The organism is Streptomyces sp. NPDC004629 (assembly GCF_042873595.1).
Taxonomy (GTDB): domain Bacteria; phylum Actinomycetota; class Actinomycetes; order Streptomycetales; family Streptomycetaceae; genus Streptomyces.
Map to the genome: position 1 here is coordinate 89896 of NZ_JBIALO010000021.1, position 12475 is coordinate 102370.

A 12475-nucleotide genomic window follows, 5' to 3' on the forward strand; every position below is an offset into this window, starting at 1 on the left:
ACCGTATGAACGCAGAGAACCTGATTGCGCTGCTGATCGCGGCGCCCCTGCTCGGAGCGGCCGTCCTGCTGGTCGGTGGCCGGCGCCTGGACGCCGTCGGCCACTGGGTCGGCACGCTCCTGTCGGCGGCCTCCTTCGTGATCGGCGTGATTCTCTTCGCCGACCTGCTCGGCAAGGACGCCGAACACCGCACCCTCACCCAGCACCTGTTCAGCTGGATCCCGGTCGAGGGCTTCCAGGCCGACGTGGCCTTCCGCCTCGACCAGTTGTCGATGACGTTCGTCCTGCTGATCACCGGCGTCGGCTCGCTGATCCATCTGTACTCGGTCGGGTACATGGAGCACGACGAGCGGCGCCGCCGCTTCTTCGGCTATCTGAACCTGTTCCTCGCGGCCATGCTGCTGCTCGTCCTCGCCGACAACTACCTGCTGCTGTACGTCGGCTGGGAGGGCGTCGGCCTCGCCTCCTACCTGCTGATCGGCTTCTGGCAGCACAAGCCCAGCGCGGCGACCGCGGCGAAGAAGGCCTTCCTGGTCAACCGCGTCGGGGACATGGGCCTGTCGATCGCGATCATGCTGATGTTCACCACCTTCGGCACCTTCGCATTCGGCCCACTGCTCGGTACCCACACCGAACCCGGTCTCGCGGGCGGCGCCACCGAGGGCAAGCTCACCGCGATCGCCCTGATGCTGCTGCTCGCCGCGTGCGGCAAGTCCGCCCAGGTGCCGCTGCAGTCCTGGCTCGGGGACGCGATGGAGGGCCCGACCCCGGTCTCGGCCCTCATCCACGCGGCGACCATGGTGACCGCCGGCGTGTACCTGATCGTCCGCTCGGCGGCGATCTTCAACGCAGCGCCGGACGCGCAGCTCGTCGTGACCATCGTCGGCGCGGTCACGCTGCTGTTCGGTGCGATCGTCGGTTGCGCGAAGGACGACATCAAGAAGGCGCTGGCCGGTTCGACGATGTCGCAGATCGGCTACATGGTGCTGGCGGCGGGCCTCGGCCCGATCGGCTACGTCTTCGCGATCATGCACCTGGTGACGCACGGCTTCTTCAAGGCCGGGCTGTTCCTCGGCGCCGGTTCGGTCATGCACGGCATGAACGACGAGGTCGACATGAGGAAGTACGGCGGCCTGCGGAAGTACATGCCGATCACCTTCGTCACCTTCGGCCTCGGCTACCTCGCCATCATCGGCTTCCCGGGGCTGTCCGGCTTCTTCTCCAAGGACAAGATCATCGAGGCGGCCTTCGCCAAGGGCGGCACCGAGGGCTGGATCCTCGGCGGCGCGGCCCTGCTCGGCGCGGCCATCACCGCGTACTACATGACCCGCGTGATGCTGTTGACCTTCTTCGGAGAAGAGCGCTGGCGGCACGCGAGGACCGCCTCCCCGGCGGAGCCCAGCGTGGAGCCCGCCGCCGAGCATCGCGGCGAACACGCCGAACCGCACCCGCACGAATCACCCAGGGTCATGACGATCCCGATGATCGTGCTGGCCGTCGGCTCGGTCTTCGGCGGTGCGCTCTTCAGCGTCGGCGACCGCTTCCTGCACTGGCTGGAGCCGGTCACCGGCCACTCGCACGGCGATTCACCGGTCAGCGCCCTCACCGTCACCCTCTCCACGATGGTGGTGCTGGTGATCGGCGTCGCGATCGCCTACGCGCAGTACGGCCGCCGCCCGGTCCCGGCCCTCGCCCCGCGTGGCTCGCTGCTCACCCGGGCCGCCCGGCGCGACCTGCTCCAGGATGACTTCAACCACGTCGTCCTGGTCCGCGGCGGAGAGCACCTGACGCGCTCCCTGGTGTACGTCGACCACACCCTGGTCGACGGGGTCGTCAACGGCACGGCGGCCGGATTCGGAGGCCTCTCCGGACGGCTGCGCCGACTCCAGAACGGCTTCGCGCGCAGTTACGCGGTCTCGATGTTCGGCGGTGCGGCACTCCTGGTCGCCGCGACCCTGCTGATGAGGGCGGTCTGATACCGATGTCCTTTCCCCTGCTGACAGCGACGGCGGTGCTCCCGGCCGTCGGGGCGGTCGCCACGGCGGCCGTGCCGGCCGCGCGACGCACCGCCGCCAAGTGGCTGGCGCTGCTGGTCTCGCTCGCCACGCTCGCCCTGGCGATCGTCATCCTGGTCCGCTTCGACCCGGGCGGCGACCGCTACCAGCTCACCGAGTCCCGCACCTGGATCAAGGCCTTCGGGGTCAGGTACGAGCTGGGCGTGGACGGCATCGCGGTCGCCCTCATCGCGCTGACCGCCCTGCTGATCCCGTTCATCATCCTCGCGGGCTGGCACGACGCCGACCCGCTGGAGACCGGCAGCCGCCGCTGGCGGCCGACCCAGGGCTTCTTCGCCCTGATCCTGGCCGTCGAGGCGATGGTGATCATCTCCTTCGAGGCCACCGACGTCTTCGTCTTCTACATTTTCTTCGAAGCCATGCTGATCCCGATGTACTTCCTCATCGGCGGCTTCGGGGACCGTGCCCACGAGCACGGGGAGAAGGCTGCGGCGACGCAGCGGTCGTACGCCGCGGTGAAGTTCCTGCTCTACAACCTGGTCGGCGGTCTGATCATGCTGGCCGCGGTGATCGGGCTCTACGTGGTCGCCGGGAACTTCAGCCTCCAGGAGATCGCGCAGGCGCGGGCCAACGGCTCGCTGCACATGGCGACCAGCACCGAGCGCTGGCTGTTCTTGGGCTTCTTCTTCGCGTTCGCCGTGAAGGCGCCCCTGTGGCCGCTGCACACCTGGCTGCCCAACGCCATGGGAGAGGCAACCGCCCCGGTCGCCGTCCTCATCACCGCGGTCGTCGACAAGGTGGGCACCTTCGCGATGCTCCGCTTCTGCCTCCAGCTGTTCCCGGAGGCGAGCAAGTGGGCGACGCCGGTCATCCTCGTCCTGGCCCTGATCAGCATCATCTACGGGGCGCTGCTCGCCGTCGGCCAGCGTGACATCAAGCGGCTGGTGGCCTACGCGTCGATCTCGCACTTCGGCTTCATCATCATGGGCATCTTCGCGATGACCAGCCAGGGCCAGTCCGGCGCCACGCTCTACATGATCAACCACGGCATCTCCACGGCCGCGCTGATGCTGGTCGCGGGCTTCCTGATCTCCCGGCGCGGCTCGCGGCTCATCGCGGACTACGGCGGAGTGCAGAAGGTCGCCCCGGTGCTCGCGGGCACGTTCCTGATCGGCGGCCTGGCGACCCTGTCCCTGCCGGGCCTCGCGCCGTTCGTGAGCGAGTTCCTGGTCCTGGTCGGCACGTTCACGCGCTACCCGGTGATCGGGATCATCGCCACCTTCGGCATCGTCCTCGCCGCGCTCTACACCCTCGTGCTGTACCAGCGGACGATGACGGGCCCGGTGAAGCCGGAGGTCGCCAAGATGCCCGACCTGCGGGTGCGTGAGCTGCTGGTGGTGGCCCCGCTGGTGGTGCTGCTGATCTTCCTGGGCGTCTACCCGAAGCCCGTCACGGACATCGTCAACCCGGCGGTCAAGCAGACCATGTCCGACGTACACAAGACCGATCCCAAGCCCGAGGTGGAGGCGGCCAAGTGAGTGCAGCAGCCGTCCACAGCCTGTGGACAACCGCGGCCGACCCGATCTCGAAGATCGACGCGCCGAAGATCGAGTACGGACAGCTGTCGCCGACCCTGATCATCGTCGGCGCGGCGATCGTCGGGGTGCTGATCGAGGCGTTCGTGCCGCGCAGGTCCCGTTACTACGCCCAGGTGTTCGTGTCCGTCGTGGCACTGTGCGCCGCCTTCGCCGCGGTGGTCGCGCTCGCGGCGGACGGGTACGGCACGACGAAGGCGCACATCGCGGCGATGGGCGCGATCGCCGTCGACGGGCCGTCGCTGTTCCTTCAGGGCACCATCCTGCTGGCCGGTCTGGTCGGCCTGTTCACCTTCGCCGAGCGTCGCCTGGACCCGGCGGCGCACGGCAACCGGGTCGACTCGTTCGCCGCGCAGGCATCGTCCGTGCCGGGCAGCGACAGCGAGAAGGCCGCCGTGAAGGCCGGGTTCACCACCACCGAGGTGTTCCCGCTGCTGATGTTCGCGGTCGCCGGCATGCTGGTCTTCCCCTCGGCGAACGACCTGCTGACCCTGTTCATCGCCCTGGAGGTCTTCTCCCTCCCGCTCTACCTGCTGTGCGCTCTGGCCCGCCGCAAGCGCCTGATGTCGCAGGAGGCCGCGGTCAAGTACTTCCTGCTCGGCGCGTTCGCCTCCGCCTTCACCCTGTTCGGCATCGCGCTGCTGTACGGCTACGCGGGCTCGGTGTCGTACGCGACGATCGCGCAGGTCGTCGACGGCACGGTCACCAGCGTCGACCCGGCCCTGGCCAACACGATGGGCAACGACGCGCTGCTGCTGATCGGTGGCGCGATGGTCGTGATGGGCCTGCTGTTCAAGGTGGGCGCGGTGCCCTTCCACATGTGGACGCCGGACGTCTATCAGGGCGCGCCGACCCCGGTGACCGGCTTCATGGCGGCGGCCACCAAGGTGGCGGCGTTCGGCGCGCTGCTGCGGCTGCTGTACGTCGTCCTGCCCGGTCTGCGCTGGGACTGGCGGCCGGTCATGTGGGCGGTCGCGATCGTCACCATGCTGGGCGGCGCGATCGTGGCGATCACCCAGACCGACATCAAGCGGCTGCTGGCGTACTCGTCGATCGCGCACGCGGGCTTCATCCTCGCCGGTGTCATCGCGACCTCGAAGGACGGCGTCTCCTCCGTCCTCTTCTACCTGGCCGCGTACTCCTTCGTGACGATCGGCGCGTTCGCCGTGGTCACCCTGGTGCGCGACGCGGGCGGCGAGGCGACGCACTTGTCCAGGTGGGCCGGGCTCGGCCGGCGTTCGCCGCTGGTCGCGGCCGTGTTCGCGGTGTTCCTGCTGGCCTTCGCCGGCATTCCGCTGACGTCCGGGTTCGCCGGGAAGTTCGCCGTGTTCAAGGCGGCGGCCGAAGGCGGCGCGGTCCCGCTGGTGGTCATCGGTGTGATCTCGTCGGCGATCGCAGCGTTCTTCTACATCCGGGTGATCGTGCTGATGTTCTTCAGCGAGCCCCGGCCGGAGGGACCGACCGTCGCCGTGCCCTCGCCGCTGACGATGGCGGCGATCGGCATCGGCGTCGCCGTCACGGTGGTGCTCGGCGTGGCGCCGCAGTACTTCCTGGATCTGGCGAACCAGGCGGGCGTCTTCGTGCGCTGACGCGTGCTGTGGTACGCCGCGGCCCGGCACCGCTCGGGGGTGCCGGGCCGTCGTCCGTCTCGTGCCGGGCTACTGCGGCGCGGCCCTTCTCGTTCTCGATCAGCTCCGTGTGCGGAGGAAGATCCGGAATCCGGTCCAGGTCGTCGGCGGTCCAGCCGTCCTCGGGCGGGATCGGCCAGTTGGAGGCGGCCACCTTCGCTGCTCCCATCGGACGGAGTCTCGCCGGTTCCATCAGACTATCGGCCGGAAACGGGCAGAGGTCTCCCGCGAACGTGTGAACGACGGTCGTGTCCTTGACGCGGTGTGAGGCCGGAGCCTGTGGATAACTCCGGGGTTGTCGGTTCGGGCCCCTATCGTGGAGGCAGTGGTCGAGGGACGACGTACGGGGGACACGGCGATGGGCGGGACGGGGATCGGCGAGATGCCAGGGGTGACCGAGAGCGAGGCGCTGGCCACGCTGCACCGGGTCTTCGGATACGAGGAATTCCGGGGCGAGCAGCAAGCGATCATCGAGCATGTGGTGGCGGGCGGTGACACGGTCGTCCTCATGCCGACCGGCGGCGGCAAGTCGCTGTGCTACCAGATCCCGGCCCTGGTCAGACCCGGTACGGGCGTCGTGGTCTCGCCGCTCATCGCGCTGATGCAGGACCAGGTGGACGCGCTGCGCGCGCTCGGCGTGCGCGCCGGGTTCGTCAACTCCACCCAGGACTTCGACGAGCGCCGCGTGGTCGAGGCGGAGTTCCTGGCGGGCGAGCTGGACCTGCTCTACCTCGCCCCGGAGCGACTGCGCCTGGACTCCACCCTCGACCTGCTCTCCCGGGGCAAGGTCTCCGTCTTCGCGATCGACGAGGCGCACTGCGTGTCCCAGTGGGGCCACGACTTCCGGCCCGACTACCTCGCCCTGTCCCTGCTCGGCGAGCGCTGGCCGGAGGTCCCGCGGATCGCGCTGACCGCCACGGCCACCCGCGCCACCCACGAGGAGATCACCGGCCGGCTGAACATGCCGTCGGCCCGGCACTTCGTGGCCAGCTTCGACCGGCCCAACATCCAGTACCGGATCGTGCCCAAGGCCGACCCCAAGAAGCAACTCCTCGCCTTCCTGCGCGAGGAGCACGCGGGGGACGCGGGCATCGTGTACTGCCTGTCGCGCAACTCGGTCGAGAAGACGGCGGAGTTCCTGAGCCGCAACGGCATCGAGGCGGTGCCCTACCACGCGGGCCTGGACGCGGGCACGCGCGCGGCGCACCAGGCCCGGTTCCTGCGGGAGGACGGCCTGGTCGTGGTGGCGACCATCGCGTTCGGCATGGGCATCGACAAGCCGGACGTGCGGTTCGTCGCCCATCTCGACCTGCCCAAGTCCATCGAGGGCTACTACCAGGAGACGGGCCGCGCGGGCCGCGACGGACTTCCCTCCACCGCCTGGATGGCCTACGGGCTCAACGACGTCATACAGCAGCGCAAGCTGATCCAGTCCGGCGAGGGCGGCGAGGCGTTCCGCCGCCGGGCCGCCGCCCACCTGGACTCGATGCTCGCGCTGTGCGAGACGGCCACCTGCCGCCGCGGCCAGCTGCTCGCCTACTTCGGGCAGGATCCCGATCCGGCGGGCTGCGGCAACTGCGACACCTGCCTCACCCCGCCCGAGACCTGGGACGGCACGATCGCGGCCCAGAAGGTGCTGTCGACGATCGTGCGGCTGCAACGCGAGCGCGGGCAGAAGTTCGGCGCGGTGCAGATCGTGGACATCCTGCTCGGCAAGCGCACGGCGAAGGTGATCCAGTTCGACCACGACCAGCTGTCCGTCTTCGGCATCGGAGAGGAGCTGACCGAGGGCGAGTGGCGGGGAGTGGTCCGGCAGCTGCTGGCCCAGGGGCTGCTCGCGGTCGAGGGGGAGTACGGCACGCTGGTGCTGGCCGAGGAGAGCGGCTCGGTGCTGCGCGGGGACCGGGAGGTGCCGCTGCGCAAGGAGCCGAAGAAGCAGGCCGCCGCGCGCACGCCGTCCTCCGCGTCCGGCCGGGGTGACCGCAAGCCCAGGGCGGCCGCGGCCGAGCTGCCCGACGAACTGCTCCCCGCCTTCGAGGCATTGCGTGCCTGGCGCGCCGAACAGGCCCGGGAGCAGGGCGTTCCGGCCTATGTCATCTTCCATGACGCGACCCTGCGGGAGATCGTCACCAGATGGCCCGGCTCGGTGCGGGACCTCGGCACGGTGGGCGGCGTCGGTGAGAAGAAGCTGGCGACGTACGGGGAGGGCGTGATCGCGGTGTTGTCCTCGCTCAGTGCTCCGGCCGCGGCCGACCCGACCGTCACCGCGCCCGCGGCTGCCGGCCCGGCCACGGCGGGCGGTGCGGCGGCGGACGACGGCGGGCCCGACCCGGACGCCGAGCCCGAGCCGGACGACTGGTTCTAGGCGGGCACCGGGGACGCCTGCCTGGGGCACTGTCCCGCCCATGGCCCGGGGCGCGTCAGGACAGCGCCGTCAGCCCCGGGGCGAAGGTGATCAGCAGCGGCAGCAGGGGTACCAGCGCGGCCACCGTCGTCGTCAGGGCCCGGTGTCTGCGCAGCAGCCGGGGCGGAGGCTCCAGCAGGCGGTCCACGCGCTCACTCAGCAGGCGTCGGCTGGAGGCGCAGGACAGCACCCCGCGGTGCTGGTTCAGCTCGATCAGGGCGAGGGCCGTGGTGAGGTGGCCGCAGCGGCGCGACGCCGTGTCGTCGGCGGCCAGCTCGACCAGCCGGTGGGTCTGGTCGCAGAAGTGGGCGAACAGCGGGACCCGGGGAAAGCCGGTGGCCAGCGCGGTGGAAAGATGCAGCAGCCAGTCGTGGTGGGCGCGGGCGTGGCCGCGCTCGTGGGTGAGGACGGCGTCCAGCTGGTGGTCGGTGAGACGGTGCAGCGCCCCGGTGGTGACGACCAGCTGCGGCGGATGGCCCGGCATCCACCAGGCGTCGGGGTACTCGTCCTCCAGCACCAGCATGGGCCCGCGAGCCGTGGGCAGCCCCGCCGGCAGGTCGGGGGCGCGTTCGCGCAGGTGCGCGCGGGTCCGGCCGCGCCGTCGGCGTGCCTCGGTCAGCTCACGGGCGAGCATCGCCGTCGTCCACGCGGCACCGCACGCCAGCAGCAGGGTGAGGGTGACGGCCCAGACCGGGGCGGTGGACAGGTCGTAGGCGGCGGTGACGGCCGGCGGAGCGGGGGCGAAGACCTGGTCGCGCACGGTGTGGAAGACGGCCGCGGCACCGAGCGTCAGCGCGGCCAGGCAGCACAGCAGCACGGTGGCGACCAGGCACTGCCACACCCACAGCGCGACCACGGGTTCCCGCTCGGGCCAGGCGGCCCGGGTCAGCGCGCGGGGTGCCGGCACGGCGGACGTCAGGGCGACGACGCTCAGCAGGAGCAGGCAGACGGTCATGCCGGGGGCTCCGGTTCCTGGTCGGAGGAAGGGGCGGTGTCGGTGGTGCACGGCAATCGGTGCGTGGTGGTGCGGTGTCCCGCCCGCAAGTATGACGGCGATGGGCGGCCGGAGTCAGGGGTCAAAGCCGAGCAGACCCCTCACCTGCCCCCGGTCCGCCCAGGCCCTCCATCAGCCCGAGCCCGCTGCCGACGCGCGCCTTGCCCTGGCCCCGCCCTGCCGCCGGCCCGAGTTCCGCTGTCAACCCGAGTCCACTTTCGGCCCCGTCCTGCCCCGGCCGTCGCCTTGCCACTGGTCCCCGCCCTGCTGCCGGCCCGTGCCTCGCTGCTGGCGCGAGCCTTGCCGCTGGCCCGTGCCTTGCTGCCGGCGCGCGCCTTGCCCCCGGGTCCCGCCCTGCTGCTGGCGCGTGCCGTGCCGCTGGCCCGTGTCCTGCTGTCGGCGCGCGGCTTGCCCCTGGCCCCCCGCCCTGCCGCCGGCCCGTGCCTCGCTGCTGGCGCGAGCCTTGCCGCTGTCTCGTGCCTTGCTGCCGGCGCGCGCCTTGCCCCCGGGTCCCGCCCTGCTGCCGGCGCGTGCCGTGCCGCTGGCCCGTGCCGTGCCGTCGGCCCGCGCCTTACTGCTGGCCCGAGCCCCGCTGCCAGCGCGCGCCTCGCCGCTGGTCCCCGTCTTGGCGTCGGCCCGCGCCGTGCCGTCGGCCCACGTGGTGCTGCTGGCCGGTGGCTCGCTGGGGGCGCGCCCCGCCGGTCGCCGGGCTGGGGCGGCTGCCGGTGTCGGGCGGGGCGGGCGTCAGGAGCCCGGGTCAGGCGTGTGCGGTCACCCGGCCGGTGACGTCGCCGAGTCCCACCCGGGCGCCGCCGGGGCCGGGTGCCCAGGCCGAGAGCGTCACCACGTCCCCGTCCTCCAGGAACGCCCTCTTGCCGTCGGGGAGTTCGAGCGGGTCCCGGCCGTTCCAGGTCAGTTCGAGGAGCGAGCCGCGCTGGTCCGGCTCCGGCCCGCTCACCGTTCCCGACCCGTACAGGTCGCCGGTGCGCAGCGAGGCGCCGTTCACCGTCAGGTGCGCCAACTGCTGTGCGGCGGTCCAGTACATGGCGGAGAACGGCGGTTCGGACACCACATGACCGTTGACCGCAACGGTGATCCGCAGGTCGTAGCCGCCGGGTTCGTCGCCGGAGCCGGAGTCGTTCAGGTACGGCAGCAGGGGATGGGTGCGCGGCGGCGGTGCCACCCGGGCGTCCTCCAGGGCCTCCAGCGGGGTGATCCACGCCGACACAGAGGTGGCGAAGGACTTGCCGAGGAACGGGCCGAGGGGGACGTACTCCCAGGCCTGGATGTCCCGCGCGGACCAGTCGTTGAGGAGGCACAGCCCGAAGACGTGCTCCCGGAAGTCGCCGAGCGCCACCGGCTCGCCCTGCGTGGACGGCACGCCGACCACGAAACCGACCTCGGCCTCGATGTCCAGCCGGACCGAGGGGCCGAAGACCGGTGCCGGGTCCGCGGGTGCCTTGCGCTGGCCCGACGGCCGCACGATGTCGGTGCCGGAGACCACGACCGTGCCGGAGCGGCCGTGGTAGCCGATCGGAAGGTGCTTCCAGTTCGGGGGCAGCGAGTCCGGGGCGTCGGGGCGGAAGATCTGGCCGACGTTTCGGGCGTGGTGTTCGGAGGAGTAGAAGTCGACGTAGTCGGCGACCTCGAAGGGGAGGTGCAGGGCCACCGACGACAGGGGGTGGAAGAGCGGTTCGATCGTCTCCCGGTGGGAGGGGACCGTCAGCCACGCCGTCAGGGCGCGCCGGACGTCCGACCACGCGGTGCGGCCCGCGGCGAGCAGCGGGTCGAGGGTGGGCCGCGCGAGCAGCGAGACATACGGCGAGCCGAGCGCGGCGGCCGCGGCGCCCGCGTCGAGCACATGGTCGCCGAGCCGCACGCCGACCCGCCGTTCCTGGCTGCCGGTGGGCGAGAACACACCGTACGGAAGGTTGTGCGGGCCGAAAGGATCGCCCTCGGGGACGTCGAAGGGGAGCATGGGTGCTGCCTCGCTCTCATCCGTGCCGTGCATGGTCATGTGTGCCATGGATCGCGGCACACGTTACGGGTGAGTTGCCTGTCAGGGCAGTGTCTGAAGAGTCCGTAATGTCCAAATAGGCCCTGTTGTCGGAGGGTGCAATTCCGGCTTAGCGTCTTTTGGGGGGACACGGACGAGGTGGGTCCGGTCCCGTGGGGGACACATGGGGGGAGACCTGTGGCCAGGAATGCCGTCGGCGTGCCGTTCCGCAGCCCGGACCTGACCGGCCGTCCGGCGCCGGCGGGGGAGCAGCGCGCCGGCTGTCGGTACGTCGTGGAGAACGTCGACCTGCCCGCCCTCCTCGCCTACCGCCGCGGCGCCCGCACGACGCCGCACGCGCCGGACCGGCCGAGCGGGACGGAGCCGGCCTGGTTCGCGGGTGAGGATCCGCTGCTGTTCCTCACGATGGCCGCGCGCTTCGTGCGGCCGGACGCCGAGCACCTCTGTTCAGATCTGGCGGAGCAACCGCCCCGGCAGCACGACCACCGCCATGAAGCACATGAAGCACATGAAGCAGGCGTCACATCCTGGGGAGGGACTTCGTGATCCAACCGGTAGCAGTCATCGGTGCCGGACCCTTCGGCCTGTCCACCGCTGCCCATATCAAGGCGCGCGGGATCCCCGTGCGCGTCTTCGGCGACCCCATGGCGAGCTGGCGCGACCACATGCCTGCCGGGATGCTCCTGAAGACGACCCCGGCGGCCTCCAGCATCGACGCCCCGCAGCCCGGCCACACCCTGGCCGACTACTGCGACGCGGCGGGCATACCCCGGCTGGTCGCCGATGAGGACATCGTCCCCGTCGAGACGTTCATCTCCTACGGAGAGTGGTTCCAGCGGGAGCTGGTGCCCGACCTGGAGCGGGTCAGGGTCGTCGCGGTCGACCGGCGCCCCGGCGGCGGTTTCGAAGTCCGGCCGGCCTCGGGCGAGTCGTTCCCGGCCCGCGCCGTCGTGATCGCCACGGGGCTGTCGGGCCTGTCCCATCTGCCCCCGGAGCTGGCCGCCGCCGCGGCGGACGGACCCGCCCCGACGGGCCCGGTGTCCCACAGCTCCCAGCACCGCGACCTCACCCGGTTCGCCGGCAAGGAACTGATTGTCGTCGGCGCCGGGCAGTCCGCGCTGGAGACCGCGGCGCTGGCGGCGGAGGTCGGCGCACGCGTGCGCGTGGTCGCGCGGCGCCGCGTCGGCTTCGGTGCCCCGCCGCGGCACCGGCCGCGGCTGCGTCCCGAGTCACCGTTCGGCCGTGCCTGGTCGCTGTGGGCCCTCAGCCAATACCCGCACTCCTATCGCTACCTCCCCGCGCGCACCCGGCACTACCTGGTCCGCCGGGTGCTCGGCCCGCTCGGAGCCTGGTGGCTGCGGGACCGCTTCGAGGGAAAGGTGCGGGTGGAGGAGATCGACCGCGTCATGGGCGCGGAGGCCCCCGACGGCACGCCGGTCCTCACGGTCCGCACGCGTACCGGAGCCACCGGCCGGTTGCCGGCCGACCATCTCATCGCGGCGACCGGCTACCGCGTCGACATAGCCGCGATGGGCTTTTTGAGCCACGGCATCCGAGCCCGGCTCGCCGCCAGCCGGGGCACTCCGAAACTCGGCCCCGGATATGTCTCCTCGGTCCCCGGCCTCTACTTCACCGGTCTGCCGGCCGCGGCCTCCTACGGCCCGGTGATGCGCTTCGTGTGCGGCACCGAGTTCGCCTCGCCGCGCCTGGCGAAACACCTGGTGGCGGCACACGCCTGAGGCCCGCGCCACACCCGACGAGCGCGTTGCCGCGACCTCTGTCGCCAGCAGGAGGAACGCAAGGGGCCGGCCGGAGCGGTGAG

7 protein-coding genes and 2 pseudogenes are annotated in these 12475 nt (G+C 71.4%); 6 read left to right on the forward strand and 3 right to left on the reverse strand.

What is annotated here, in order from left to right; all coding sequences use genetic code 11:
- The first annotated feature begins 5 nt into the window (after positions 1–5).
- The 3 genes from nuoL to nuoN are packed head-to-tail and all read left to right on the forward strand — an operon-like array spanning position 6 to position 5199.
- Positions 6–1976, forward strand: a complete 1971-nt coding sequence (gene nuoL, locus ACFYTE_RS28655) for an NADH-quinone oxidoreductase subunit L (protein ID WP_388716323.1) — start codon at positions 6–8, stop codon at positions 1974–1976.
- Positions 1977–1981: 5 nt separating this feature from the next.
- Positions 1982–3553, forward strand: a complete 1572-nt coding sequence (locus tag ACFYTE_RS28660) for an NADH-quinone oxidoreductase subunit M (RefSeq protein ID WP_388716326.1) — start codon at positions 1982–1984, stop codon at positions 3551–3553.
- Positions 3550–5199 (forward strand): NADH-quinone oxidoreductase subunit NuoN, encoded by a 1650-nt coding sequence (gene nuoN / locus ACFYTE_RS28665; protein ID WP_388716329.1) that lies wholly within the window; start codon positions 3550–3552, stop codon positions 5197–5199. Before ACFYTE_RS28660 ends, nuoN begins: the two co-directional genes overlap by 4 nt.
- 94 nt (positions 5200–5293) lie before the next feature.
- On the opposite strand, the pseudogene ACFYTE_RS28670 reads toward nuoN, so the two are convergent.
- Positions 5294–5407: pseudogene (locus ACFYTE_RS28670) on the reverse strand (Uma2 family endonuclease); the annotation flags it as partial.
- Positions 5408–5596: 189 nt separating this feature from the next.
- Between ACFYTE_RS28670 and recQ the strand changes: the two are divergent.
- Positions 5597–7603: a DNA helicase RecQ gene (gene recQ, locus ACFYTE_RS28675; protein WP_388716504.1), complete on the forward strand. Its 2007-nt coding sequence runs from the start codon at positions 5597–5599 to the stop codon at positions 7601–7603.
- 55 nt (positions 7604–7658) lie between these two features.
- Here the strand turns inward: recQ and ACFYTE_RS28680 are convergent, their stop codons facing one another.
- Together ACFYTE_RS28680 and fahA are read right to left on the reverse strand one after the other, a co-directional pair.
- Entirely contained in the window at positions 7659–8597 is a 939-nt protein-coding gene (locus ACFYTE_RS28680) for a M56 family metallopeptidase (protein ID WP_388716332.1), read from the reverse strand.
- 796 nt (positions 8598–9393) lie between these two features.
- Positions 9394–10614, reverse strand: a complete 1221-nt coding sequence (fahA, locus tag ACFYTE_RS28685; RefSeq protein ID WP_388716507.1) for a fumarylacetoacetase — start codon at positions 10612–10614, stop codon at positions 9394–9396.
- A gap of 255 nt (positions 10615–10869) precedes the next feature.
- On the opposite strand from fahA, the pseudogene ACFYTE_RS28690 reads away from it, so the two are divergent.
- Positions 10870–11140 (forward strand): annotated as a pseudogene (locus tag ACFYTE_RS28690) (ATP-grasp domain-containing protein); the annotation flags it as partial.
- Between the two features lie 55 nt (positions 11141–11195).
- Entirely contained in the window at positions 11196–12392 is a 1197-nt protein-coding gene (locus ACFYTE_RS28695) for an FAD-dependent oxidoreductase (protein ID WP_388716334.1), read from the forward strand.
- The last annotated feature ends 83 nt before the right edge of the window (positions 12393–12475 follow it).